The sequence below is a fragment of the Stutzerimonas sp. genome (genome assembly GCF_982611455.1).
In genome coordinates this window covers 108,374-132,835 of sequence record NZ_CEXBBO010000005.1, presented here as the reverse complement: position 1 = coordinate 132,835, position 24,462 = coordinate 108,374, and the positions used below count along the sequence as shown (strand labels likewise).

24 protein-coding genes are annotated in these 24,462 nt (G+C 61.0%); 15 read left to right on the top strand and 9 right to left on the bottom strand.

All coding sequences use genetic code 11. The features are described 5' to 3' along the window. Positions 1–28: 28 nt before the first annotated feature. The 10 genes from AC2LD7_RS05070 (at position 29) to AC2LD7_RS05025 (ending at position 8,959) form a co-directional block, all read left to right on the top strand. Positions 29–742, top strand: a complete 714-nt coding sequence (locus AC2LD7_RS05070) for a YggS family pyridoxal phosphate-dependent enzyme (RefSeq protein WP_484596762.1) — start codon at positions 29–31, stop codon at positions 740–742. Between the two features lie 12 nt (positions 743–754). Beyond that, on the top strand, positions 755–1,582 hold the full coding sequence (gene proC / locus AC2LD7_RS05065) for a pyrroline-5-carboxylate reductase (RefSeq protein WP_484596761.1): 828 nt from the start codon (positions 755–757) through the stop codon (positions 1,580–1,582). 276 nt (positions 1,583–1,858) lie between these two features. Continuing rightward, the gene (locus AC2LD7_RS05060; protein ID WP_484596760.1) at positions 1,859–2,449 is read left to right on the top strand and encodes a YggT family protein; all 591 of its coding nucleotides are present in this window, start codon (positions 1,859–1,861) and stop codon (positions 2,447–2,449) included. 120 nt (positions 2,450–2,569) lie between these two features. Beyond that, entirely contained in the window at positions 2,570–4,531 is a 1,962-nt protein-coding gene (locus AC2LD7_RS05055) for a dynamin family protein (RefSeq protein ID WP_484596759.1), read from the top strand. Between the two features lie 79 nt (positions 4,532–4,610). After that, complete coding sequence (gene metX, locus AC2LD7_RS05050; protein ID WP_484596758.1) at positions 4,611–5,750, top strand: homoserine O-succinyltransferase MetX; 1,140 nt, start codon at positions 4,611–4,613, stop codon at positions 5,748–5,750. A gap of 8 nt (positions 5,751–5,758) precedes the next feature. Next, positions 5,759–6,358 carry a methionine biosynthesis protein MetW gene (gene metW / locus AC2LD7_RS05045; protein ID WP_484596757.1) on the top strand — a complete coding sequence of 200 codons (600 nt, stop codon included), beginning with the start codon at positions 5,759–5,761 and terminating at the stop codon, positions 6,356–6,358. Between the two features lie 26 nt (positions 6,359–6,384). After that, positions 6,385–6,807 carry a DUF4426 domain-containing protein gene (locus AC2LD7_RS05040; RefSeq protein ID WP_484596836.1) on the top strand — a complete coding sequence of 141 codons (423 nt, stop codon included), beginning with the start codon at positions 6,385–6,387 and terminating at the stop codon, positions 6,805–6,807. Next, positions 6,804–7,400, top strand: a complete 597-nt coding sequence (gene rdgB, locus AC2LD7_RS05035; protein WP_484596756.1) for an RdgB/HAM1 family non-canonical purine NTP pyrophosphatase — start codon at positions 6,804–6,806, stop codon at positions 7,398–7,400. The genes AC2LD7_RS05040 and rdgB overlap by 4 nt, the downstream gene beginning before the upstream one ends. 89 nt (positions 7,401–7,489) lie before the next feature. Beyond that, positions 7,490–8,626 (top strand): radical SAM family heme chaperone HemW, encoded by a 1,137-nt coding sequence (gene hemW, locus AC2LD7_RS05030; RefSeq protein WP_484596835.1) that lies wholly within the window; start codon positions 7,490–7,492, stop codon positions 8,624–8,626. A 9-nt stretch (positions 8,627–8,635) separates the two neighbouring features. After that, on the top strand, positions 8,636–8,959 hold the full coding sequence (locus tag AC2LD7_RS05025; RefSeq protein ID WP_046161601.1) for a DUF3392 domain-containing protein: 324 nt from the start codon (positions 8,636–8,638) through the stop codon (positions 8,957–8,959). Between the two features lie 295 nt (positions 8,960–9,254). Here AC2LD7_RS05025 and AC2LD7_RS05020 read toward each other — a convergent pair whose 3' ends face one another. From AC2LD7_RS05020 to AC2LD7_RS05000, 5 genes are all read right to left on the bottom strand, one after another. Next, positions 9,255–10,592, bottom strand: a complete 1,338-nt coding sequence (locus AC2LD7_RS05020; protein WP_484596755.1) for a DUF1329 domain-containing protein — start codon at positions 10,590–10,592, stop codon at positions 9,255–9,257. A 179-nt stretch (positions 10,593–10,771) separates the two neighbouring features. Continuing rightward, positions 10,772–11,482 (bottom strand): tRNA (guanosine(46)-N7)-methyltransferase TrmB, encoded by a 711-nt coding sequence (trmB, locus tag AC2LD7_RS05015; protein ID WP_484596754.1) that lies wholly within the window; start codon positions 11,480–11,482, stop codon positions 10,772–10,774. A 70-nt stretch (positions 11,483–11,552) separates the two neighbouring features. Next, a complete protein-coding gene (locus tag AC2LD7_RS05010) occupies positions 11,553–12,347 on the bottom strand; it encodes a thiazole synthase (RefSeq protein WP_484596753.1) in 795 nt (264 codons plus the stop codon). A gap of 87 nt (positions 12,348–12,434) precedes the next feature. Further along, positions 12,435–12,635 (bottom strand): sulfur carrier protein ThiS, encoded by a 201-nt coding sequence (gene thiS / locus AC2LD7_RS05005; protein WP_484596752.1) that lies wholly within the window; start codon positions 12,633–12,635, stop codon positions 12,435–12,437. Positions 12,636–12,734: 99 nt separating this feature from the next. Next, on the bottom strand, positions 12,735–13,115 hold the full coding sequence (locus AC2LD7_RS05000; RefSeq protein WP_484596751.1) for a DUF423 domain-containing protein: 381 nt from the start codon (positions 13,113–13,115) through the stop codon (positions 12,735–12,737). Positions 13,116–13,185: 70 nt separating this feature from the next. Between AC2LD7_RS05000 and mtgA the strand changes: the two genes are divergently transcribed. After that, the gene (gene mtgA / locus AC2LD7_RS04995; RefSeq protein ID WP_484596750.1) at positions 13,186–13,902 is read left to right on the top strand and encodes a monofunctional biosynthetic peptidoglycan transglycosylase; all 717 of its coding nucleotides are present in this window, start codon (positions 13,186–13,188) and stop codon (positions 13,900–13,902) included. Positions 13,903–14,088: 186 nt separating this feature from the next. Next, positions 14,089–16,653: a CHASE domain-containing protein gene (locus AC2LD7_RS04990; protein ID WP_484596749.1), complete on the top strand. Its 2,565-nt coding sequence runs from the start codon at positions 14,089–14,091 to the stop codon at positions 16,651–16,653. A 101-nt stretch (positions 16,654–16,754) separates the two neighbouring features. Here AC2LD7_RS04990 and rpoH read toward each other — a convergent pair whose 3' ends face one another. From rpoH to ftsY, 4 genes are all read right to left on the bottom strand, one after another. After that, on the bottom strand, positions 16,755–17,609 hold the full coding sequence (gene rpoH, locus AC2LD7_RS04985; protein ID WP_484596748.1) for an RNA polymerase sigma factor RpoH: 855 nt from the start codon (positions 17,607–17,609) through the stop codon (positions 16,755–16,757). 110 nt (positions 17,610–17,719) lie between these two features. Next, positions 17,720–18,733, bottom strand: coding sequence for a permease-like cell division protein FtsX (ftsX, locus tag AC2LD7_RS04980; protein ID WP_484596747.1), 1,014 nt, complete (start codon positions 18,731–18,733; stop codon positions 17,720–17,722). Further along, complete coding sequence (gene ftsE / locus AC2LD7_RS04975) at positions 18,730–19,401, bottom strand: cell division ATP-binding protein FtsE (RefSeq protein ID WP_484596746.1); 672 nt, start codon at positions 19,399–19,401, stop codon at positions 18,730–18,732. The genes ftsX and ftsE overlap by 4 nt, the downstream gene beginning before the upstream one ends. After that, positions 19,398–20,711: a signal recognition particle-docking protein FtsY gene (gene ftsY / locus AC2LD7_RS04970; RefSeq protein ID WP_484596745.1), complete on the bottom strand. Its 1,314-nt coding sequence runs from the start codon at positions 20,709–20,711 to the stop codon at positions 19,398–19,400. The genes ftsE and ftsY overlap by 4 nt, the downstream gene beginning before the upstream one ends. Positions 20,712–20,948: 237 nt before the next feature. On the opposite strand from ftsY, the gene AC2LD7_RS04965 reads away from it, so the two are divergent. Genes AC2LD7_RS04965 through rsmD form a run of 3 tightly spaced genes read left to right on the top strand, consistent with a single transcriptional unit; the run spans position 20,949 to position 24,434 of the window. Continuing rightward, the gene (locus AC2LD7_RS04965) at positions 20,949–22,301 is read left to right on the top strand and encodes a M16 family metallopeptidase (RefSeq protein WP_484596744.1); all 1,353 of its coding nucleotides are present in this window, start codon (positions 20,949–20,951) and stop codon (positions 22,299–22,301) included. Continuing rightward, on the top strand, positions 22,294–23,835 hold the full coding sequence (locus tag AC2LD7_RS04960) for a M16 family metallopeptidase (RefSeq protein ID WP_484596743.1): 1,542 nt from the start codon (positions 22,294–22,296) through the stop codon (positions 23,833–23,835). The genes AC2LD7_RS04965 and AC2LD7_RS04960 overlap by 8 nt, the downstream gene beginning before the upstream one ends. After that, the gene (rsmD, locus tag AC2LD7_RS04955; RefSeq protein ID WP_484596742.1) at positions 23,835–24,434 is read left to right on the top strand and encodes a 16S rRNA (guanine(966)-N(2))-methyltransferase RsmD; all 600 of its coding nucleotides are present in this window, start codon (positions 23,835–23,837) and stop codon (positions 24,432–24,434) included. The genes AC2LD7_RS04960 and rsmD overlap by 1 nt, the downstream gene beginning before the upstream one ends. The last annotated feature ends 28 nt before the right edge of the window (positions 24,435–24,462 follow it).

Genomic DNA, 24,462 nt, shown 5'->3' with positions numbered 1-24,462 from the left:
GCAGACCCTAAGGTGGCAGGCGCAAGTAATGTCCACGATAGCGAACAATATTGCAAAGGTCGCAGCGCGCATCCGTGAGGCGGCGCAAGCTGTGGCACGCGATCCCGACGAGGTGCGACTGCTGGCGGTGAGCAAGACGCAATTGGCCGACGCCATTCGCCAGGCCTACGGCGCCGGTGTACGCGATTTCGGCGAGAACTACCTGCAGGAAGCGCTGGAAAAACAGGCCGATCTCTCCGACCTCCCTCTCGTCTGGCATTTCATTGGCCCTATTCAGTCGAACAAGACCAAGTCGATCGCCGAACGCTTCGACTGGGTTCATTCGGTCGATCGCCTGAAGATTGCCCAGCGCCTGTCCGATCAGCGGCCCGCCGAGTTGCCAGCGCTCAACATCTGCCTACAGGTCAACGTCAGTGGCGAGGCCAGTAAATCGGGCTGCGAACCGCGGGACGTGCCGGCGTTAGCCCGTGCGATTGCCATGCTGCCTCGTCTGCACCTGCGCGGGTTGATGACGATTCCCGAGCCGACCGAAGACCCCGTCGAGCAACGCGCCGCGTTCGCCCGCCTGCATCAGCTGCAAAGCGAGCTCGACCTCGAACTCGACACGCTATCCATGGGCATGAGTCAGGACCTGGAAGCCGCCATCGCCGAAGGCGCCAACTGGGTTCGTATCGGCACCGCCCTGTTTGGCGCCCGCGCTTATCCGTCGCAGACAGCTACGGTTGCTCCTCCGCATGATTAAAGGAACTCACACATGAGCACTCCCCGTATCGCCTTCATTGGTGGCGGCAACATGGCTGCCAGCCTGATCGGAGGGCTGCGTGCCCAGGGCGTCCCAGTCACGTCCATTTGCGCCAGCGATCCCGGCGCAGACAAACGCGCCGAACTCGAAGCCGCCCATGGCATCGAGACCTTTGGCGACAATGGCCAGGCGGTAACCAAGGCCGACGTGGTGGTGCTGGCGGTCAAACCGCAGGTGATGCAGACCGTCTGCCGGGATTTGGCCGGTCATCTGCAATCAAATCAGCTGATCGTTTCGATCGCTGCCGGCATCAATTGCGCAAGTCTTCAGCACTGGCTGGGCGAGCAAACGCCACGGGCAATCGTGCGCTGCATGCCGAATACACCTTCATTGCTGCGCCAGGGGGTAAGCGGGCTTTACGCCAACACCCAGGTTAGTAAAGAACAAAAGCAGCAAGCCGAGCAGCTATTGTCGGCCGTCGGCGTGGCGCTGTGGCTCGATGAGGAAAGCCTGATCGACGCCGTTACCGCCGTATCCGGCAGTGGCCCGGCATATTTCTTCCTGATGATCGAAGCCATGACGGCGGCTGGCGAGCAGCTCGGTTTACCGCGCGACACTGCTGAGCGGCTGACGCTGCAGACCGCATTGGGAGCAGCGCGGATGGCCTGTGAGAATGATGTGAAAGCAGCGGAACTGCGGCGCCGGGTCACCTCACCGAACGGAACCACCGAAGCGGCGATCAAAGCCTTTCAAACAGGCGGCTTCGAGTCCTTGGTACAACAGGCGATAAACGCAGCCGCGCAACGCTCGGCCGAACTCGCCGAACAATTGGGCAATTAGGGTCTGTTGACATTTCGTTCGCGGCCGCGCCGGAGCCTGTTTTTGCGCGGAGCAACGCATGAGGAGAGAAGTTTGGTCATTCCAAATGAACGACGAATAACGCCGCACCGCGCAAAAACAGGCCTGGCCCTTCGGGTTGCGCGGCAAATGACGCCATGCGGCGTTGCGGGACTTGGCAAGGGAACAACCATTACCTGCGTCCCGCGCCTTGCCTAGCATCATTTGCCGCAGCAACGCGGCTCGCGACGAAACATCAACAGACCCTAAGGAACCTTCATGTCGCAACTCTCGCAAGCCCTGATCCTGATCATCCAGACGCTCGGCAGCCTCTACCTGCTGATCGTGCTGCTGCGCTTCATTCTGCAACTGGTCCGGGCCGATTTCTACAATCCGCTGAGTCAGTTCATCGTTCGTGCCACACACCCTCTGCTGCGGCCGTTGCGCCGGGTGATTCCCAGTATTGGCGGTCTCGATCTGTCGTCGCTGGTACTGGCAATCATCGTACAGGTACTGCTGATGGCAGCGATCCTGATGATCGCTTACGGCACTATCGGCAATCCGCTGCAACTGCTGGTCTGGGCCATCATTGGTATCACCGGCCTGTTCCTGAACATCTTCTTCTACGCGCTGATCATCAGTGTGATTCTGTCCTGGGTCGCGCCCGGCAGCCACAACCCTGGCGCCCAATTGGTCAGCCAGATATGTGAGCCGGCGCTCGCGCCCTTTCGCCGCCTGCTGCCGAATCTCGGCGGCCTGGATATTTCGCCGATCTTCGCGTTCCTCGCGATAAAGCTGTTGGATATGCTGGTCATCAACAACTTGGCCATGATGAGCCACATGCCCAACATCCTGCGCTCGCTGATCTGAAAGCCGCGACCGCCCATTCGCTTCATGCAGCCTTTGGGCGGTAGTTCACAGCATCTTGATTGACCCGCGCAGGGCGACTGGGATAATCGCCCGATTAGGCCTTCAGGAAACCTCACGATCATGGAACGACTCGACCGGCAGGTGGATGCCTATGTCGCCTGGAAGCGCGACCTGATTCGCGAAATCACCCGCTACCGCAGCTGGCTCGCGCATAACCGCCTCAACTCGGATGCGGTCGATGCGCGATTGGAACGCGCGCTGAAACTGCTGCGCACCGATCACATCACCCTGGCCTTCGTCGGCGAGTTCTCGCGCGGCAAGACGGAGCTGATCAACAGCCTGTTCTTCTCCGGATACGGCCAGCGCATCCTGCCCTCGCGCGCCGGGCGCACCACCATGTGCCCGACCGAACTGTTCTTCGATCCTCGTGCGGAACGTTCTTTCATTCGCCTGCTGCCGATCGAATCGCGCCTGGAAGACGCCAGCATCGCTCAGCTCAAGCGTACCCCGCATTTCTGGCGGAGCATCCCGCTGGACCCCAAGAATCCGGACAACATGGCCGAAGCCTTCACGCAGGTTGCCGCCACCAAGTCGATGCCGACGGAGCAAGCCATTCAGCTCGGCTTTCAGCCCGCATCGCTGGAGAGCTCGGATATTGTCGGCGAAGTGTTGGTACCGGCCTGGCGACATGCCATGGTCAACTTCGATCATCCACTGCTGCGTCAGGGCCTGCGCATTCTGGATACGCCCGGCCTCAACGCGCTGGGTAGCGAGCCGGAACTCACCCTTTCGATGCTGCCGAATGCCCAGGCGGTGATTTTTCTGCTGTCGGCCGATGCCGGCGTTAGCGCCAGCGACATGGATATCTGGCAACAGCACATCCGCCAGCTCGACGATGGCAACCGGAACCGCCTGTTCGCCGTACTGAACAAGATCGACGTGCTCTGGGACGATGTCTCAGGCGATGCATTCGTCCAGACCGCGATTCAACAGATGCGAGCCAGCACCGCACAGCAGTTGGGTATCCCCGTCGAAGACGTGCTGCCCCTGTCGGCCAAACAGGCGCTGCTGGCCAAGATCCGTGGCGACCAAGCGTTGCTGGAGCGCAGCCAACTGGCGGCACTGGAACATCTACTTTGCGAACGCATCCTGGCGCAGAAAGAGCGCCTGCTAGAACAGCAAGTTGTGCGTCAAGTCCTCGCGCTGTTGCAAAACAGCCAGCACATCCTGACCCAGCGCCTGCACAAAGTACGCGAGCAAAGCGAGCTGCTCGACAGCCATCGCCAGGACAGCGGCCAGATGCTGGTGGAACTTACCGCCCGCACTCGGCACGATCACAATCAGCACCACAAGCGGTTGCTGCAGCTGAAAACCAACCAACGCCTGCTGCAGCGCCAGGGTGAACTATTACGTGGCACGGTGCGCGCCGAGCGCCTGGAAGAGCATCTGACGCGCTTGCGCCGCAGCCTGACTGGCAGCCTGACGACACTGGGTATCAACCTCAGCATTCTGCACTTCTTCCGCTCGGTCGAGCAGGATCTGGGCGCGCTCGAGAATGAAGCGGCACTGGCGAACAAGATCGTGTCGGCGATTTACCGTCGCCACAACGAAGAGAACCCCTTGCATGGCGTCGACGCGCCGTTGTTCCGGCTTACGCCTTATCAGAAGGAGCTGAAGGGCCTGCAGAACAAGGCTGATCAGTTCCGCCTGCAGCTCAAGACTTTGCTCACCGAGCAGCGCACCCTGACCCGACGCTTTTTCGCCACCCTGGTGCAAGAGGTGATCGGAATGCACCAGCGTCTGCGCCAGGAAGCCGAACAGTGGGCCGGCGAAGCCCTGATGCCACTGATGCAGCATTCGCTGGAGCACAAGCAACAGCTCGAAGCACACATGCTGCGCCTCAAGAGCCTGGCGCAGGACAGTCAGCAAAGCAGCCAGCGCGGTCGCCTGCTGGCGCGCTACAGTCTCGAGCTGGAAGAGCAGCTGGCCCAAGCCGCTGAAATGCTGCGTCTGCTGCGTCGCCCGGCGCCGATCCGGCGCCAAGGCAAGGTCGTCAGCCTTACCGGTGCCAGCGTGGGCTGACTGACGTTGCGATTGAGGATGAATTGGCGCGCGCTAACCTTTAGACTTTGCCGCCTTCTTCCAGTACGAGCCAGGGTCGATGCCCACTGCTATTCCAGCCGATTCCGTTGGTCTGGTGAGTCCGAAGGTCGCGCATTTCGCCGAGCCGCTGGCACTCGCCTGCGGCCGCACGCTCAACGACTACCAGTTGATCTACGAAACCTACGGTGAACTGAACGCCACACGCAGCAATGCCGTGCTGGTCTGCCATGCACTGTCCGGCCACCATCATGCGGCTGGATTCCATGACATGGACGAGCGCAAACCCGGCTGGTGGGACAGTTGCATCGGGCCGGGCAAGGCGATCGACACCAACCGCTTCTTCGTGGTTAGCCTGAACAACCTCGGCGGCTGCAACGGCTCTACAGGTCCCAGCAGTATCAATCCATTGACAGGCAAGCCTTACGGCGCGGACTTCCCTGTGGTCACGGTGGAAGACTGGGTCAACAGCCAGGCGAGACTGGCCGATGTGCTGGGCATCGAACAATGGGCGGCTGTCGTCGGCGGTAGCCTGGGCGGCATGCAGGCGATGCAGTGGACCATGAGCTACCCGGAGCGGATCCGCCACTGCGTCGCCATTGCCTCAGCACCCAAACTGTCCGCGCAGAACATCGCCTTCAACGAAGTGGCGCGCCAGGCAATTCTGTCCGACCCGGAGTTTCATGGCGGTCATTTCCAGGAGCAGAACGTGATCCCCAAGCGCGGGCTGATGCTGGCGCGGATGGTCGGGCACATCACGTATCTTTCCGATGATGCCATGGGCACCAAGTTCGGCCGCGGCCTGAAAAGCGAGAAGCTCAACTACGACTTCAATAGTGTTGAGTTTCAGGTTGAGAGCTATCTACGCTACCAGGGCGAGGAGTTTTCAAGTCGCTTCGATGCCAACACTTATCTGCTGATGACCAAGGCTCTGGATTATTTCGACCCGGCCGCGGCCCATGACGACGATCTGGCCCGCGCCCTGTCGACCGCCAAAGCAGATTTTTGCGTGATTTCCTTCACGACCGACTGGCGATTCTCGCCGGAGCGCTCGCACGAGATCGTCGACGCGCTGATGGCGGCACGCAAGAACGTCTGCTACCTGGAAGTCGATGCGCCCCAGGGCCACGATGCGTTCCTGATTCCTATCCCTCGCTATCTACAGGCCTTTCGCGGTTACATGAACCGTATCGTCATATAAGGAACCCCATGCGCGCCGATCTGGAAATCATCCAAGACTGGATACCGGCAGGTAGCCGTGTGCTCGACCTTGGCTGCGGCAACGGCGACCTGCTCGCCTGGCTGCGGGACAACAAGCAGGTCAGCGGCTATGGCTTGGAGATCGATCCTGACAACATTGCCGCCTGTATCGACAAAGGCGTCAATGTCATCGAACAGGACCTCGACAAGGGCCTGGGCAACTTCGCCAGCGACAGCTTCGACATGGTGGTCATGACCCAGGCCCTGCAGGCCGTTCACTACCCGGATGAACTGCTCAAGGAAATGCTCCGAGTCGGTCGTGAGTGCATCATTACCTTCCCTAACTTCGGTCACTGGCGTTGCCGCTGGTACCTGGCCAGCAAAGGCCGCATGCCGGTGTCGGAGTTTCTCCCCTACACGTGGTACAACACGCCGAACATCCACTTTTGCACCTTCGAAGATTTCGAACGGCTGTGCCGGGAGCGCGGCGCCCGGGTGCTCGAGCGCCTCGCCGTCGACCGGCATCACAAGCATGGTCTGGCAAGCCGCATCTGGCCCAACCTGATTGGGGAAATTGGCATCTACCGCGTCACCGGCCCTGCCCGCTGATCCGCTTCACCGCTGGAGAAATCATGATGAAACCTAGCCTGATATGCCTGCTCGCCCTGCTGTTCGCCCTGCCCGCACTGGCCGAGCGCAAACACAGCGTCGGTGAATACGAGGTGCATTACATCGCCTTCAATTCCGGCTTCTTACAGCCCGACATCGCCGCTGCCGCCGGGCTGGTACGCAGCAAGACCCAGGGTGTGGTCAACGTCTCGGTGCTCAAGACTGGCAAGCCGGTAGCCGCGCAGGTCAGCGGTTCCGTGAAGAACCTTCTGGGCCAGGATTATCCGCTGACCTTCAAGCAGCTCAAAGAAGGCGACGAGGCCATCTACTACCTTGCCCAGTTCCCGTTCGAATCACGCGAAACGCTGCGCTTCAACCTGAACGTGGAGCCGACGGGCACCGCCCCAATCAACTTCGATTTCACCCAAGAATTCTTCCCGGACGAATGATGCCTTTCAAAGAACTGGTGCTGGCCAGCCATAACGCCGGCAAGCTCAAGGAACTGCAGGCCATGCTGGGCGACGCGATGCGCGTACGCTCGGTTGGCGAATTCAGCGACGTGGAGCCGGAGGAAACCGGCCTGTCCTTCGTCGAGAATGCCATTCTCAAAGCGCGAAACGCGGCGCGAATATCCGGATTGCCAGCGCTCGCCGATGACTCGGGACTGGTCGTGGATCATCTCGGCGGCGCGCCGGGCATTTACTCGGCGCGCTATGCGAACGGACAGGGTGATGCGGCGAACAACGCCAAGCTGCTGGATGCGTTGAAAGACGTGCCGGATGCAGAGCGTGGCGCTCAGTTCGTCTGCGTACTCGCACTGCTTCGACATGCCAACGATCCGCTGCCGATCATTTGCGAAGGTCTGTGGCACGGCCGCATCCTGCATGCGGCCCAGGGCGAACATGGCTTTGGCTACGACCCACTGTTCTGGGTTCCGGAGCGCGAGTGCTCCAGCGCCGAGATGACGCCGCTGGACAAAAATCAGCTCAGCCACCGCGCGCGGGCCATGGCGTTGCTGAAAGCGCGGTTGGGGATCAGTTGAAAGCCGTTAAAGGCTCAAGGTTGGACGCTGGACGAGAAAACGCCGTCCTCGTCCAGCATCCAGCGTCCAGCGATGGCCAGGCGCAGGCTATCGAGCTGCCGCCGTTGGCCGTGTATGTCCATATCCCCTGGTGCGTTCGCAAGTGTCCGTACTGCGATTTCAACTCTCACGCCGCTGGCGCGGAGTTACCCGAAGACGCCTATATCTCGGCGTTGCTCGCAGATCTGGATTGCGACATGGATCAAGTGCAGGGCCGCAGCTTGACCTCGATCTTCTTTGGCGGCGGCACTCCGAGCCTGTTTTCGGCCCAGGCGTTGGGTCGGATTATCGATGGGCTGGAGCATCGGGTAGGCTTTGCTGATGACATCGAAATCACCCTGGAAGCTAATCCGGGCACCTTCGAACAGGCAAAATTCCGCGACTACCGCAGCCTCGGAATCAATCGTCTGTCGATTGGTATCCAGAGCTTTCAAGCCGCCAAGCTAAAAGCGCTGGGCCGCATCCACGACGGTGACGAAGCCATTCGTGCCGCGGACATGGCGCGCAATGCCGGCTTCGATAATTTCAATCTCGACCTGATGCACGGACTGCCTGAGCAGAGCCTGGACGATGCGCTCAGCGATCTGCGCACGGCCATCGCACAGCAACCGACGCACCTCTCCTGGTACCAGCTCACCATTGAGCCGAACACCGAGTTCTGGAGCAGGCCACCCAAGCTGCCTGAAGACGAAACGCTGTGGGACATCCAAGAAGCCGGCCAGACGCTGCTCGCCGAGCACGGCTATGACCAGTATGAAACCTCCGCTTATGCACAGGCTGGACGACAAGCGCGCCACAACCTGAACTATTGGACGTTCGGCGACTTTCTTGGCATCGGCGCTGGTGCGCATGGCAAGTTCACCCGGCCCGACGGGCAGATCCGGCGCAATTGGAAGACCCGTCTACCGAAAGACTATCTCGACCCGGCGAAGCGCTATCGTGCCGGTGACAAAAGGCTTCAGCAGGACGAATTGCCGTTTGAATTCCTGATGAATGTGCTGCGCCTCACCGACGGCGTTCCCGCACTGCTGTTCACTCAGCGCACCGGGCTGCCGCTGGAGATTCTGGCTGAAGCTCGGCGCGAAGCCGAAGCACGCGGCCTGTTGGCAAGCGACCCGGAACGACTGGTCGCCACGACCAAAGGCCAATTGTTTCTGAATGACCTGCTGCAACTTTTCCTGCCCTAAGGACCCCGCATGGATCTCGTACTCGACCTCATCGCCACCCTGTCGCGCTGGAGCCGTCACCACCTGTTCGACATTTCCCTGGCGATCATGGCCACGCTCTTCGTGCTGTTCGGCCCGGCGCTGAACGCCTGGGTACAGAAGAACATCGGCGGACTGAACTTCGTCCTGCGCACACTGGCCTTCGTGGTGTTCTGTGCATTGGTCTACGGCCTCGGGATCATCTATCTCAGCCCTTGGCTAGCCAAAGGCCTGGCTCAGTTCAACAACTACACCCTGGCACCAGTGCTGCTGTTAGTGCTGTTCATCATCGGCGTGGTCGCCGACCGCAACTGACCGCACCCCTGATATAAAGAAACCGCCTGAACAGACCGTGTGAAAACGTAGCGAGAGAAGGTTAGGCAAGGCGCAACGACCAGCGGGAGTAACAGCCGAAGGCTGGCCCGAAGGGTGAGCGCAGCGAGTCAAAACAGGCGAGGAAGCGGACTGGGCTCGCACCCGAGTTTACGAGTTTGTAAATGAGCATTCCGACTGCGCTCGCATCCGAGCCTGTTTTTAACGCGGCATAACCGAGCGCAGTAGCTTTCACACAGTCTGTAAACAGACGGTTTCTTTGACATGCACCAAGCGCTTAGTTGGCGCCCCGACGCAGCGCTGCCGGAGAGAAGTCTCGTGGCCCCATTTTGGCGTTGAAGTCGTACATCGGCTCGTTGTTGTCCAGGCCATCGACGAAATAATTGCCATCCTTCAGATGGTACAGCGTCTCCAGCGTGCTGCCGAACATCGGCACCTCGTAATAGCTGATCGGATGGCTTTCCTGCAGGCCGATCAGCTCGTTGTTTTCGTCGAACAGATCGACTGCCAAAATCTGCCAGCTGTCTTCGTCAATGTAGAACCGCCGCATGTCGTAAGGATGGCTGAAACCCTTGCGTAGCGTCGCCTCGACGATCCAGACACGGTGCTGTTCATAGCGCAGCAGTTCGGGGTTCAGCGTGCGCGGGCCGACGATCGAGTCGTAAGGGATGCGCTGTTGATGAGCCGCGTAGCTGTTGTAGGGCACCAGCATTTCGCGCTTGCCGACCAGCTTCCACTCATAGCGGTCCGGGGCGCCATTGAAGGAGTCGACCACATCAGCCGTGGCCAGTCCGCTGGTGTCCGGCTGCAGCGAGTCGTAGGCCAGCGAAGGCAAACGCCGTACGCGGCGGTCGCTCGGGCTGTAACGCCAGGCCTTACGGATCGCCAATACCTGATCCATTGGGTCCTGCACCACCAGCGAGGTGCCAGAAAGCTTCGCCGGTGCCGTAACCCGGTACTTGTAATAAAGCAGGGTGTTGTCCAGTTGCGCTTTGTCCATCCCCTCGCGGTTGTAGACGTAATAGATATGCCGGTCCCGCTTGATCAAATTGGCCCTGCCGTTGATCACCACGGCCTGGTTGTTGATCATGTGGGTCTGCTCACCCTTGTAATGAAGGATGTGGTTCCAGATCACTTCCATGCCGTCTTGAGGTAGCGGGAACGGGATGCCGGCGACAGCACCCTTGATCCCGTTGCCGTTGGCAATCAGTTCGGCAGATACGGCGTTATCGCGCGTCTCGTCATAGATGCGCTGCGGGGCCGCAGCGCTGCGGCGTGACGGGAATACGCGCAGATGGAAGTCCGGATATCGCTCAATCAGCGCCCGCAGCCCTTCAGGCAGCAGCGCGGCGTATTGCGCAACATTACTGCTGTCGACCCGGTAAAGCACCGGATCGGCCGCGTATGGGTCCGGATGGTGCATTCCGACCGAATAGCCGGCGGGCGGCTGTACCCCACCGGTCCAGGCCGGGATGCTACCGCTGGCGTTGGCCGACCGCTCGGCCCCTAGCGGGGTCAAGTCCTGCCCCAGGCGCGAGGCTTGGGTTTCATCCACCTTGGCCTGGGACTGACTGGCGCAGGCCGCCAGCAATAGAATTCCAAACTTTCTGAACATCTTTTACTCCTTTGCAGCGCGCAACGGGCGCGCCGCACGTAACGGCCGCTGCTGGCAGGCAGGGCACTCTTGAGGCGTTGGGAGAGATTGTGCCGTCCTGGCATTGTTTATTTTCAGGTCTTCCTTGGGCCGCGTGAAACGGCGCTAGCGGGCGCAGCTGTGGCACCCACGTTTACTCGTCAATCGATGCGCTCGAACTTGAGATCCCAGACTCCGTGGCCCAGGCGCTCACCGCGGCGCTCGAACTTAGTCGTCGGGCGCTCCTGCGGACGTTCAACGTATTGCCCGTTTGCAGCCTGGTTACGATAACCAGGCGCGACGCTCATGACGTCGAGCATGTACTCGGCATAGGGCTCCCAGTCGGTCGCCATATGCAACACACCACCAGTCTTGAGTTTCTGCCGCACCAGCTCGGCGAATGCCGGCTGGACGATGCGCCGCTTGTGGTGACGACTTTTGTGCCAGGGATCGGGAAAAAACAGCAAGACCCGGTCCAGGCTGGCGTCGGGGACGCATTCACGCAGCACTTCAAGCGCATCGCAACTGTAGACCCGTACGTTAGTTAGATTTTGTGACAGAAGTCCGTTTAGCAGCGCGCCCACACCCGGCGTATGCACTTCCACGCCGATGAAATCCTGCTCGGGTGCTGCCGCCGCCATTTCCAATGTGGAGTGACCCATGCCGAAGCCGATCTCGAATGTCCGCGGCGCCTGTCGGCCGAACACCTGATCGAAGTCGCGCAGACCGTCATCGAGTTCAAGGCCGAACCGCGGCCAGCCTTGATCCAGGCCGCGCTGCTGGCCTTCGGTCATACGTCCGGCCCGCATTACGAAGCTTTTGATGGTGCGCATGCGCCGTTGGCCATCGGCCGGGATGGGAGTATCACTCATGAACGAACCTGCAGATAACAATGACCGACCGCGCAATCGGGTGAGAACGCGGCGGGATGGGAAGTGGGAATTAGCGGATCAGGCCTTCCAGAGGCGAAGAGGCGCTGGCATAGAGTTTCTTCGGCATACGACCCGCCAGATAGGCCAGACGGCCGGCCTCAATGGCGTATTTCATGGCTTCGGCCATCAGCACCGGGTTCTGCGCATGGGCGATGGCACTGTTCATCAGTACCGCCTCACACCCCAGCTCCATGGCGATGGTCGCGTCGGACGCCGTACCCACGCCTGCGTCGACGAGCACCGGCACTTTGGCTTCCTCAAGGATGATGCGCAGGTTGTAAGGGTTGCAGATGCCCAGGCCGGTGCCGATCAAGCCAGCCAGTGGCATTACCGCGATACAGCCCATTTCCGCCAACTGGCGGGCGATGATCGGATCGTCGCTGGTGTAAACCATCACGTCGAAGCCGTCTTTGACCAGCACTTCAGCGGCCTTGAGCGTTTCGATGACATTGGGGAACAGCGTCTTCTGGTCGGCTAGCACTTCCAGCTTGACCAGCTTGTGCCCGTCGAGCAGTTCACGGGCCAGGCGGCAGGTACGGACTGCTTCTTCAGCGTCGTAGCAACCGGCGGTATTCGGCAGGATGGTGTAGCGATCCGGTGAAATTACGTCGAGCAGGTTGGGCTCACCCGGATTCTGGCCGATGTTAGTACGACGCACCGCGACGGTAACGATCTCGGCCCCCGAGGCCTCGATGGCGGCGCGGGTTTCGTCGAGATCTTTGTATTTGCCGGTGCCCACCAGCAGGCGCGACTGATAAGTGCGGCCAGCGAGCGTGAAGGGTTTATCGTGCGGAACTGGGCTCATGGGACCATCCTGTTCAGACGTTATAAAGCGAGAAGTACGCCGCCGCAGGGAGCGGCATCCGGAAAATATGCGATGCGGCGTAGACCGCTAACCGCCACCAATGGCATGCACGACTTCTATCTGGTCGCCATCGACCAGGACTGTCGCCGCATGCTGACTACGCGGAACGATGTCGCGATTGAGCTCGACCGCCAGCCGGCGCCCAGTCAGTTCCAGGCGCTGCAGCAAATCGGCCACCGACTGACCGTCAGGGAGCTCGTAGCGCTCGCCGTTCAACTGAATGTGCATAGTGATCGCCACCATTGCGAAGGGGCCAGCATTCTAGCCCGATCGACCCGGACCACCAAGGCGGCGGGCGTCCCATTCATCTATGCAGCGCCGGCATGGCTATGATCCGCCACGAAGATTCCACGCCGCCAACATCAGGCAAATCCAGCCCGCCAGAAAGGCCGTGCCGCCGATGGGCGTGATGATGCCGAGTTTGCCGACACCCGTCAGGGTGAGCAGGTAAAGACTGCCAGAGAACAGCAGGACGCCCAGCACGAACAAGCCGCCTGCCGCGACCAGCAGGCGGCTCGGCGCGTGCAGTGCGAGCAGGGCCACACCAAACAGCGCCAGCGCATGGATCAGTTGATACTGCACCCCTGTTTGAAACACCGCGAGATAGTCGACGCCGAGTCGGCTTTTCAGGCCGTGGGCGGCGAAAGCGCCCAGGGCAACACCGGTCAGCCCGAAAAATGAAGCAAGCAGAAGAAAGGAACGAATCATTCGGTAGCGTCCGGTCAGGGAGTTTGAGCGCCGTTATAATGCCTGTTCTCCCTGGCTGCGACCACGACCCATGTTCCGAGCCCTGCTGCGTCGCCTCTCCAAACTGCTGCTATGGCTGGCCGCGCTTTCCGTGCTGCTGGTACTGGCTCTGCGCTGGGTTCCACCGCCCTTCACCGCGCTCATGGTCGAGCGCAAATTGGAATCCTGGAGCAGCGGCGAGAGCATTGACCTTCAGCGTACCTGGCGACCTTGGAAGACGTTACCAGACGACCTGAAGATGGCGGTCATTGCCGCAGAAGATCAGAAGTTTGCCGACCATTGGGGCTTCGACATTGCGGCCATTCGCGCCGCGTTCGCCCACAACGAACGCGGTGGCTCGTTGCGGGGCGCCAGCACTCTGAGCCAACAGGTAGCAAAGAACCTATTTCTCTGGTCCGGTCGCAGTTGGGTGAGGAAGGGGCTTGAGGTCTGGTTCACCGGCTGGATCGAGCTACTGTGGCCGAAACAGCGCATTCTTGAGGTCTACCTGAACAGTGTCGAATGGGGCAACGGAATTTTCGGCGCACAAGCGGCGGCGCAGCATCATTTCGCTGTCGGAGCACCCTATCTTTCAGCCGCCCAGGCCAGCCAGTTGGCAGCCGTGCTGCCCAATCCGCGCGAGTGGAATGCCGGGCGCCCCGGCCCACATGTCCGCCAGCGCGCCGCCTGGATTCGCCAGCAGGTACGGCAGCTCGGCGGCAGCCATTATCTGAACAGAATGCGCGAGTCAGAAGCCAGACGAAACTGAACGACACAAAATATAACCAGTGCGGCCTGACGGAGCGTTATGGCAGTAAGCCATCTCAACGAGTAAGCTGAAACTCACATGTTGCGAGATGCGCGGCACTTCCCGCACGCAGAAAGGCCGCCGGGACAGACGGACCAATGCCGTATCTTCTCGCCCATTCGCCACTGAACGCATGGCAGCGAAAGCATGAGCGAAACCGCGACCGAACACAGCGCATCTCTGAACAAGGTGCGGCAATTTTTCAACTGGCGTAACAGCATCGCCTGGCTCGTCCTGGCTTTCACATTGCTGGTGCAGTTGATCATCCTGAAGCACCTGGAGCTGAAGGAAGATCGCGCCGCAGGCCAGCAATTCGAGTTCTTGGTGGAAAAAACCACCGAGGCCATTGGCAAGCGGATGATCAATCATGAGCAGGTTCTGCTCGGCGCAACCGGATTGTTCGATGCCAGCGGCGAGGTCTCGCGCGAACAGTGGCGCGCCTATAACGACCATCTGCAACTGGCCGAGCGCTATCCTGGAATCCAGGGGGTCGGATTCGCCAAGGCCGTACGCCCCGAGGACCTTGAGGCCCATATTCAGAGCGTCCGCGAGGAAGGATTCGCAGATTACGACGTTCACCCATCCGGTAATGATCGCTCGCTCTACACGCCCATCATCTACCTCGAGCCGTTTCGTGAGCGCAACCTGGCCGCTTTCGGCTATGACATGTTCGCCGAGCCGGTGCGCCGGCAAGCCATGCTGCAAGCGGCCGAGTCCGGGCGGACCCACATTACCGGCAAGGTCACGCTCCAGCAGGAAACCCATGGAAAGGTGCAGGCCGGCGTACTGATGTATGTGCCGCTGTACCAGCCTGGCGCACCGACTCGCTCACCAAAGCAGCGCCTGCAGGCACTCCGAGGGTTCGTCTATAGCCCCTATCGGGTGGACGATCTGATGCACGGGATTCTCGGCGTCGCCGACCCGAACCTCAGCTTGCACATTTATGCCGGCGATCAGGAACAACCGGAGCATCTCATCTTCGCCAGTCGGGAGTTGCCACGTGCCGAATCTGCCCGGCACAGCGAAACCGTACGGCTCGATCTCTACGGGCAGACGTGGACCCTGCGGCTCGAGAGCCTGCCAGAGTTCGATAGGTTCTTCCATGTCAACAACGAGCTGGTCATCGGCCTCGGCATTGGCCTAAGCCTGCTGCTGTTCTTCCTGACCTCATCGCTCTCGCTCAGACACGGCCGCGCAGAGGCGCTGGCGCAGCAGATGACCGAGCATATCCGGGAAAACAAACGCGCCCTTCAGCTCAGCGAGGAGCGTTTGAGCCTTGCGCTGAAGGGCAGTAATGACGGCCTTTGGGATCTGAACCTCGAAGCCGGAACCTTCTACGCGTCGCCGCGTGCCTGGCACATGCTCGGCTACCGCCCCGGCGAGCTGCATTCGGATCTAAAGCTGTGGGAACAGGTCCTGGTGCCTGAAGACCTGCCGCAAGCCAAAAGCCAGTTGGCGCAAACCATGCTCTCGGCTGCCGATCATTTCACCACCGAATTACGCTTCCAGCATAAAAGCGGAAAAGTGATTCCGGCCCTGATCCGCGGCTACATTCAGCGCGATCGAAATGGCCAGCCACTGCGCATCAGCGGCACCAGCATGGACCTGACCGAGCACAAGCGCATCGAGCAAATGAAAGACGAGTTCGTCTCAACCGTCAGCCACGAACTGCGCACCCCGCTGACCTCGATAAGTGGTGCACTGGGCCTGGTTACCGGTGGCGCGCTGGGCGATGTGCCGCCACCAATGCAGCAGATGCTGGAGATCGCTCATCGCAACAGCCTGCGTCTGGGCTATTTGATCAATGACCTGCTGGACATGGAGAAAATCGCAGCGGGCAAGATGTCCTTCGATATGCGCGAACACTCGCTCAGCCGTTTGCTGGACGAGGCGCTGGCAAGCAACCAAGCCTTCGCCACCCACCTCGGCGTGAGCTGCGTACTGCGCAACCCCGCCCATGTCAGCGTTTGGGTCGACGGTCTGCGCCTGCAGCAGGTGCTAAGCAATTTCCTCTCGAACGCCATCAAGTACACCCCGGAAGGCGGTGAAGTGACGCTGCACTGCAGCCTGCTCGATGCTGGCCATGTGCGCATCAATGTCACCGACCAAGGTCCGGGCATTCCTCAGGGCTTCCAGGCACGGGTGTTTGAAAAGTTTGCTCAGGCAGATGCCTCGGACAGCCGCCAGAAAGGCGGTACCGGCCTCGGATTGGCAATCACCAAGGAATTCATCGAGCGGATGGGCGGACGGATCGGCTTCGATACCGCGGAGGGTGAAGGCACGACGTTCTGGTGCGAATTGCCGATCATCGAATCATCCAGCTCTGCGGCCGATCAGGGCCAGCTGCGGCTATTGGTTGTCGAAGACGAGCCAGATACCGGCCGGCTGCTGCACCTGATGCTGCGCGATGCCGGCTACTCGGTCGACCGCGTGCAGAGCCTGCATGCCGCGCGGAGCAAGCTCGCCAGCGTCCGCTATGAGGCGATGACGCTCGACCTGCACCTGCCCGACGGCACCGGACAAGAGCTGATCGACGAGATTCGCCGCCATCCCGACACGCAGGCTTTACCCATTATCGTGATATCCGCCGCTAGCCAGTTCGAGCAGAACGACAGCGACACCAGCATCACTTGGTTGCACAAACCCATCAGCGCGGCGCAGTTGCTGATCGCACTCACCGATACCCTGGAAAATTCCCGGCACGTTCCTTGATCGCCACAACGCAGCAGACTGAGTCCGACGAAAACGTGATCTGCCAGGTATAAAAAAGGCGCTACAGGCAAAACCTGTAACGCCTTCGAGACTTTGGAAAATCAGGCCTGAATCGAGCCTTTGAGCTTGTTCATGGCGTTCTTTTCCAACTGGCGAATGCGCTCAGCAGAGACTCCATATTTGGCGGCGAGGTCATGCAGAGTGGCCTTGTTGTCACTCAGCCAACGCTGCTGAAGGATGTCCCGGCTACGCTCGTCCAGTGTTTCCAGCGCCTCGTGCAGGCTGGAATTGGAGTTGTCGCTCCAGTCAGCGTCCTCGAGTTGCCGCGCCGGATCGTAACGATGATCCTCAAGGTAATGCGCAGGCGACTGGTAGGCACTGTCGTCATCGGCGTCGGCCGACGGATCGAAAGCCATGTCGTGCCCCGTCAAACGGCTTTCCATCTCACGCACTTCGCGGGCTTCAACGCCGAGGCTGTCGGCAACCCGCTCGACTTCCTCGTTGTTCAGCCAAGCCAGGCGCTTCTTCTGGCTACGCAGATTGAAGAACAGCTTGCGCTGCGCCTTGGTCGTGGCAACTTTGACGATGCGCCAGTTACGCAGAATGAATTCGTGAATCTCGGCTTTGATCCAGTGCACCGCGAAGGACACCAGGCGCACACCCATCTCCGGGTTGAAGCGCTTGACTGCCTTCATCAGGCCGACGTTACCTTCCTGGATCAGGTCGGACTGGGCCAGACCATAACCGGAATAACTGCGGGCGATGTGTACGACGAAACGCAGGTGGGCAAGCACCATCTGGCGAGCGGCCTCGAGATCCTGTTTGTAGAACAGGCGCTCAGCCAGGTCGCGTTCCTGCTCGACCGTCAGCAGCGGAATGCTGTTGACCGTCTGCACGTAGGCCTCGAGATTGCCTCCCGGAACCAGGGCTTGAACAGGTTGCAGAGAAGTTGTCATGCAGGTCCTCCGATAATGAAGCTGCAGCAGTTTAGCATTGCCGGGTGAGACTGCAAGTCTGGAGAAAAATTCCCTTACACCTATTTAAGCCCTTGAATATCAAGGACTTATCAGCGAGGCGCGAGCTCACTCAAGTGCCGTGCAACGGCCAACCAGGCACCGATGTAACCCAGTAGCAAGGCGCCGAGAACCAACGACAGACCGTCCTCGACAGGCACCCCGGCCAGACCGAAGTCGCTGCCGTACAGGCCTGCCAGGCCAGTTACCGCCTCGTTCAGCCAGCCCAGACCGTAAGCCAGCAGCAACCAGGCGATCAATCCTGCGCCCAGCCCATACAACGCGCCCATGTAGAGAAAGGGGCGCCGCACGTAGCCATCGGTTCCACCGACCAGCTTGACCACTTCGATCTCGGTACGGCGATTCTCGATGTGCAGACGGATGGTATTGCCGATCACCAGCAGCAACGTTGCGATAAGCAGAAGGCTGAGGCCGAAGACGAAGCGATCACCGAGCTTCAGAATCGCCGTCAGCCGCTCGACCCATAGCAGGTCCAGCTGCGCCTGTTCTACGCCGGGCAGGTCGGCCAGGCGTTGGCGCAGGGCTTCGAGGTTGTCTCGGTCGACCTCGCTGGGCGTCACCAGGATCACACCGGGCAAGGGGTTTTCCGGCAGCTCACGCAGCGCCTCACCAAGTCCCGATAGCTGCTGAAACTCTTCCAGCGCCTGCTCGCGACTGATCCAGTCGGCTTCCGACACATCCGGCATCGCCAGGATCTGCTCGCGAAGCGCCTGGCCCTTCTGCGCATCCACCTCCAACTGCATGAACAGCGAAATCTGCGCCGCACGCTGCCAGGATCCGCCGAGCCGCTCGACATTATCCAACAACAGCGCCAGGCCCATCGGCAGGCTCAACGCGACGGCCATGACCAGACAGGTGAAGAAGCTGCCGATCGGCTGTTTGATCAGCCGGCCGACGCTATCGACCATGCTTGCGCGATGGCTTTCCAGCCAGGCGTGAAACAACGTCTTGAAATCCGGCTCGTCGTTCCTCGGCTGCTCGGGCTTGTTCCGCGCACCGCCCGCGCGTTCGGCCGGGTTCGGATTGTTTTTTTCGGGTGCGCTCATCGGGCAGCCTCCCCGTCGCCAATCAGGCGGCCACGCTGCAGGGTGAGCATGCGATGACGCATGCGAGCGATCAGCGCCAGGTCGTGACTGGCGATCAATACGGTGGTACCGAGGCGATTGATGTCTTCGAAAACACCCATGATTTCAGCGGCCAGACGCGGATCGAGATTACCGGTCGGCTCGTCGGCGAGCAGCAGGGCTGGCCGATGCACCACAGCGCGGGCGATGCCGACGCGCTGCTGTTGGCCAGTGGAGAGGTCGGCGGGGAACTGCAGCGCCTTGTCCTTGAGGCTCACCCGCTCCAGCGCGGTCATCACCCGCTGGCCGATCTCACGCTTGTTCAGCCCGAGAATTTGCAGCGGCAGCGCGGCGTTGTCGAAGACGGTGCGATCGAACAACAGTTGGTGGTTCTGGAACACCACACCGATCTGCCGGCGTAAGAATGGAATCTGCGCGTTGCTGATCCGTGACAGGTCCTGCCCGGCCAGCAGCAGCTTTCCGCTGGTGGGGCGTTCCATCGCCAGCAGTAGGCGCAGCAGAGTGCTTTTGCCTGCGCCGGAGTGACCGGTGACGAAGAGAAACTCACCGCGCTGCACATGGAACGATAACTCGTGCAATCCGGTATGACCGTTGGGATAGCGCTTGCCGACCTGATCGAATCGAATCATGACGAGACGTTACCTCCGCTCGTCCCTTTTTCGGCAAATAGCGCATTGACGAAAGAGTCCGCTTCGAAAGCGCGCAAATCATCGATGCCTTCGCCGACACCGATATAGCGGATCGGTGTGCCGAACTGCTTGGCCAGGGCAAAGATCACCCCACCCTTGGCAGTGCCATCGAGCTTGGTCAGCGCCAGGCCGGTAAGTTCGACGGCCTGGTTGAATTGGCGGGTCTGGTTGATGGCGTTCTGGCCGGTGCCGGCGTCGAGCACCAGCAGGACCTCATGCGGGGCCGTCTCGTCGAGCTTGCCAATGACCCGACGGACCTTCTTCAGCTCCTCCATCAGATTGTCCTTGGTATGCAGCCGGCCCGCCGTGTCGGCGATCAGCACATCGATGCCACGCGCCTTCGCGGCCTGCACGGCATCGAAGATCACCGAAGCGGAATCGGCGCCCGTGTGCTGGGCAATCACGGCGATGTTGTTGCGCTCGCCCCACACCTGCAGTTGCTCAACTGCCGCCGCGCGGAAGGTATCGCCGGCAGCGAGCATGACTTTCTTGCCTTCAAGCTGAAGCTTCTTGGCCAACTTGCCGATGGTGGTGGTCTTGCCGACACCGTTGACGCCGACCACCAGAATCACGAAAGGCTGCTTGCCAGCTTCGATCACCAGCGGTTGCTCGACCGGCTTGAGCAGGCTGGCCAGCTCTTCCTGCAGCGCCTTGTACAGCGCGCCGCTGTCGGCCAGTTCCTTGCGCGACACCCGGCGGGCGAGGTTCTGCATGATTGCGGTGGTCGCCTCGACGCCGACGTCGGCGGTCAGCAGGCGGGTTTCCAGCTCATCCAGCAAATCATCATCGATGGCCTTTTTGCCGAGAAACAGGCTGGCCATGCCCTCGCCGATGCTAGCGCTGGTCTTCGACAAACCCTGCTTGAGCCGCGCAAAAAAACCAATCTTGGTAGCCGGCTCGGCGGTGGTAACAGGTGCCGGCTCGACGGCGATCTCAGCGAGCGCGGGAGCCTCGGGAACTTCCTTGGGCTGAACGGCTTCTGGTAGGGGCTCAGGTTCGGGCTCAGCCTGCAGTATTGCTTCCGGCTTGAGCTCCGGCGCGGTTTCCGGCGCGGGCTGAATATCAGTCGAGAGCGGCTCTTCGGCCGGAGTCGCATCGACCTCATCGGCGAACGGCTGGCTGTCTTCCAGCGGCTCGGCGGCAGGCGGCTCGGCTGTCGGGGTCTGCGGCTTTTTGCGCAACCAGCCGAACAAGCCTTTCTTTTCGCCAGCCTCGGCCGGCGTCTTCTTATCGTCGTTGGAACCAAACATGGAGAAGATTTTCTCAAGAGGGCGAAACGCCAGCGGCCACGCCACCAGCCAGACGGGGGCTATCCTAGCACTGCACAACCGCCTGCGCTAAGCGTGGGCACCCGCCCGCCACGCGGCACGGTGTATATCCAACGTTCCGCCGCTTTGCCCTGACCTCGACGCCCCAGTACCATGTCCTGTGTGCTCCCGCCTGCCGACGTCACTCGGCGGGATTTATCCCTGAACGAGCCCCTGAATATGCCCTCGATGCTACGCCGCGCCGCAGCCCTGTTACTCGGCGCTCTGTACCTGCCATTGGTCGTCGCAGCCGACACCCAACCCACCCACGAATTCTTTCTGGATAACGGCCTCAAGGTGATCGTGCGTGAGGACCATCGCGCTCCGGTGGTGGTATCCCAGCTCTGGTACAAGGTCGGGTCCAGCTACGAATCGCCCGGAAAGACCGGCCTTTCCCATGCGCTCGAGCACATGATGTTCAAGGGCAGCCGTAAGCTCGAAGCGGGTGAGGCGTCGCGCATCCTGCGGGAGCTGGGCGCCGAGGAAAATGCCTTCACCAGCGATGACTACACGGCCTATTACCAGGTACTCGCACGCGACCGCCTGGCCGTTGCCTTCGAACTGGAAGCTGATCGGCTGGCCAGCCTCAAGCTGCCAGCCGACGAGTTCGCCCGCGAGATCGAAGTGATTAAGGAAGAGCGCCGGCTGCGCACCGACGACAAGCCCAGCGCCCTCGCCTACGAGCGCTTCAAGGCCATGGCCTACCCCGCCAGCGGTTACCACACGCCCACGATTGGCTGGATGGCGGACCTCAAACGCATGACCGTGGAAGAACTGCGCATCTGGTACAAGCGCTGGTACGCACCCAACAACGCCACGCTGGTAGTGGTCGGTGATGTCACGCCGGATGAAGTACGCACCCTGGCTGAGCGCTATTTCGGGCCTATCGACAAACAGCCCGTGCCCATCGCCAAGCGCCCGCTGGAGCTGGACGAGCCCGGCGAGCGCCGCCTGCAATTACATGTGCAGACGCAGGTGCCCAGCCTGATCATGGCCTTCAATACCCCCGGCCTGGCCACGAGCGAGAACCCGACGCAAATCCACGCTCTGCGCCTGATTAGCGCGTTGCTCGATGGCGGCTACAGCGCCCGCCTGCCGCAGCAACTCGAGCGCGGCCAGGAGCTGGTGACCAGCGCCTCGGCCTGGTACAACGCCTACGCCCGCGGCGACAGCCTGTTCGTTCTCAGCGCAGCGCCCAACATACAGAAGGGCCGCACGCTTGAAGAAGTAGAGGAAGGCCTCTGGCAGCAACTCGAACTGCTCAAGCAGACCGCGCCTTCGGCAGAAGAACTCGAACGGGTCCGCGCGCAGGTTATCGCCGGCCTGGTCTACGAGCGTGACTCGATCACGCAACAGGCCACAACCATCGGCCAGTTGGAAACCGTTGGGCTGTCCTGGCGACTGATGGACGATGAACTCAGCGCCCTGGAGGCAGTGACGCCAGAAGATATCCAGCAAGCCGCCCGCACTTATTTCACCCGCTCGCGCCTGAGCGTTGCCCATGTTCTGCCCGAGGAGACCAGCGATGAGTGATCGCAACCTGTTGCGTCGCGGCCTGCTTGGCCTGGCGCTGGCATCCTGCCTGGGTCTGGCCGCCTGCGATGGCAAAACCGGCGAAACCGCCGCATCGATCCCCGTACCGACCGAAGAAACAGTCGCCACGCCGGCAGAATCCGGACAAGCCATCGCCAAGGCAGCCGAAGAGGATAAGTCTCGGCTGGAATCGCTGGACGCGCTTGGCGACCAACCTCTGCCGCGACGTGAGCTGGATATTCAGAGCTGGCAAACCGAAGGCGGCGCCAAGGTGCTGTTCGTCGAGGCCCATCAGCTTCCGATGTTCGACCTGCGCCTGACCTTTGCCGCCGGCAGCAGCCAGGACGGCGGTGTGCCGGGACTGGCCATGCTCACCAACGCCATGCTCAACGAAGGGATCGAAGGCAAGGACGTCACCGCCATCGCCGAAGGTTTCGAAGGACTCGGCGCCGACTTCGGCAACGGTTCTTACCGCGACATGGCGATCGCCAGCCTGCGCAGTCTCAGCACGGCGGACAAACGAGAGCCGGCGTTGCAACTGTTCAGCCAGGTGCTGGGCCAACCGACATTCCCGGCGGAATCGCTGCAGCGGATCAAAAACCAGATACTTGCCGGCTTCGAATTCCAGAAGCAAAACCCCGGCAAACTGGCAAGCCTCGAGCTGTTCGAGCAGCTCTACCAGAACCATCCCTATGCGCACCCCAGCGAAGGCACACCGGAATCGATCCCCGGCATCACAGCCGAGCAGCTCCGCGGATTTCATGCCAAGGCCTACACCGCTGGCAATGCCGTGATTGCCTTGGTCGGCGACCTCAGCCGTGAGCAGGCCGAAGCCATCGCCGCCCAGGTCTCCAGTGCGCTGCCGCAAGGGCCGGCACTGCCGCCACCACCCGTGCCGAGCGAGCCCACTGCCGGCAAGCACCACATCGACTTTCCTTCCAACCAGACTCACCTGCTACTGGCGCAAATGGGCATCCCGCGCGGACATCCAGACTACGCCGCGCTCTACCTGGGCAACCAGATCCTGGGCGGTGGCGGCTTCGGCACCCGTCTGATGGAAGAGGTTCGGGAGAAACGCGGGCTGACCTATGGTGTGTATTCCGGCTTCAGCCCGATGCAGACCAATGGCCCGTTCATGATCAATCTGCAGACCCGTGCCGACCTCTCCGAAGCCACCCTCGGGCTGGTGCAGCGCCTGGTCGCCGAGTTCCTTGAAGAAGGCCCGACGAAGGCCGAGCTGGAACGCAGCAAGCGCGAAACTGCCGGTAGCTTTCCGCTATCCACCGCCAGCAATGCCGATATTGTCGGCCAGCTGGGCAGCATCGGCTTCTATGATCTGCCGCTGACCTATCTCGAAGACTTCATGCAACAGGTCCAGGCGTTGTCGGTCGAAGATGTCAGGACCGCAATGAGCAAACACCTCAGCGCGGACGGCTTCGTGATTGTCACCGCCGGCCCGCAAGTCGAGCAAAAACCGCTGCCGGCGCCGAGCGAAAAGCCCATTGAGCAACCCAGCAGCGTTCCGGAGCATTGATGGCCAACCCACCCATTCGTCCTTCCGCCCGCGGTGGCCAGGGCCAGCTGCGCATCATCGGTGGCGAATGGCGCAGCCGGCGCTTCAGCTTTCCCGACGCCGAAGGCTTGCGGCCGACACCTGACCGGGTGCGCGAAACACTGTTCAACTGGCTCGCGCCGCATATGTCCGGTGCCCGTGTGCTCGATCCTTTCACCGGTAGCGGTGCGCTGTATCTGGAGGCGCTCTCCCGCGGCGCCAGCATGGCACTGGCACTGGATGTGAACGCCAATGCCATCGCCAGCCTGCGCAAGCATCTGGACACGCTCAAATGTGGGCAGGGCCAATTGCTGCAAAGCGATGCCCTGCGCTACCTGGAAACCCAGACGCCAACGCCTTTCGATCTGGTCTTTCTCGATCCACCGTTCAACAAGAACCTGCTGCAACCCGCCTGCCAATTGCTGGAAACCAACGGCTGGCTGGCCAAACATGCCTGGGTCTACACCGAAAGCGAAGCTGTGCCTTCGAACCTCGGCCTGCCCGGCAATTGGCGGCTGCATCGCGAGAAGCAGGCCGGCAAGGTGCACTACGCACTGTGGGAGCGCAGCAGCGAGCAGTAGCTATTTCGCCGGCGCAATGACCGCCAGG

Coding starts and splice junctions, on each gene's coding strand:
- AC2LD7_RS05070 (WP_484596762.1), top strand. CDS start 29: ATGTCCACGATAGCGAACAATATTGCAAAGGTCGCAGCGCGCATCCGT.
- proC (WP_484596761.1), top strand. CDS start 755: ATGAGCACTCCCCGTATCGCCTTCATTGGTGGCGGCAACATGGCTGCC.
- AC2LD7_RS05060 (WP_484596760.1), top strand. CDS start 1,859: ATGTCGCAACTCTCGCAAGCCCTGATCCTGATCATCCAGACGCTCGGC.
- AC2LD7_RS05055 (WP_484596759.1), top strand. CDS start 2,570: ATGGAACGACTCGACCGGCAGGTGGATGCCTATGTCGCCTGGAAGCGC.
- metX (WP_484596758.1), top strand. CDS start 4,611: ATGCCCACTGCTATTCCAGCCGATTCCGTTGGTCTGGTGAGTCCGAAG.
- metW (WP_484596757.1), top strand. CDS start 5,759: ATGCGCGCCGATCTGGAAATCATCCAAGACTGGATACCGGCAGGTAGC.
- AC2LD7_RS05040 (WP_484596836.1), top strand. CDS start 6,385: ATGAAACCTAGCCTGATATGCCTGCTCGCCCTGCTGTTCGCCCTGCCC.
- rdgB (WP_484596756.1), top strand. CDS start 6,804: ATGATGCCTTTCAAAGAACTGGTGCTGGCCAGCCATAACGCCGGCAAG.
- AC2LD7_RS05025 (WP_046161601.1), top strand. CDS start 8,636: ATGGATCTCGTACTCGACCTCATCGCCACCCTGTCGCGCTGGAGCCGT.
- AC2LD7_RS05020 (WP_484596755.1), bottom strand. CDS start 10,592: ATGTTCAGAAAGTTTGGAATTCTATTGCTGGCGGCCTGCGCCAGTCAG.
- trmB (WP_484596754.1), bottom strand. CDS start 11,482: ATGAGTGATACTCCCATCCCGGCCGATGGCCAACGGCGCATGCGCACC.
- AC2LD7_RS05010 (WP_484596753.1), bottom strand. CDS start 12,347: ATGAGCCCAGTTCCGCACGATAAACCCTTCACGCTCGCTGGCCGCACT.
- thiS (WP_484596752.1), bottom strand. CDS start 12,635: ATGCACATTCAGTTGAACGGCGAGCGCTACGAGCTCCCTGACGGTCAG.
- AC2LD7_RS05000 (WP_484596751.1), bottom strand. CDS start 13,115: ATGATTCGTTCCTTTCTTCTGCTTGCTTCATTTTTCGGGCTGACCGGT.
- mtgA (WP_484596750.1), top strand. CDS start 13,186: ATGTTCCGAGCCCTGCTGCGTCGCCTCTCCAAACTGCTGCTATGGCTG.
- AC2LD7_RS04990 (WP_484596749.1), top strand. CDS start 14,089: ATGAGCGAAACCGCGACCGAACACAGCGCATCTCTGAACAAGGTGCGG.
- rpoH (WP_484596748.1), bottom strand. CDS start 17,609: ATGACAACTTCTCTGCAACCTGTTCAAGCCCTGGTTCCGGGAGGCAAT.
- ftsX (WP_484596747.1), bottom strand. CDS start 18,733: ATGAGCGCACCCGAAAAAAACAATCCGAACCCGGCCGAACGCGCGGGC.
- ftsE (WP_484596746.1), bottom strand. CDS start 19,401: ATGATTCGATTCGATCAGGTCGGCAAGCGCTATCCCAACGGTCATACC.
- ftsY (WP_484596745.1), bottom strand. CDS start 20,711: ATGTTTGGTTCCAACGACGATAAGAAGACGCCGGCCGAGGCTGGCGAA.
- AC2LD7_RS04965 (WP_484596744.1), top strand. CDS start 20,949: ATGCCCTCGATGCTACGCCGCGCCGCAGCCCTGTTACTCGGCGCTCTG.
- AC2LD7_RS04960 (WP_484596743.1), top strand. CDS start 22,294: ATGAGTGATCGCAACCTGTTGCGTCGCGGCCTGCTTGGCCTGGCGCTG.
- rsmD (WP_484596742.1), top strand. CDS start 23,835: ATGGCCAACCCACCCATTCGTCCTTCCGCCCGCGGTGGCCAGGGCCAG.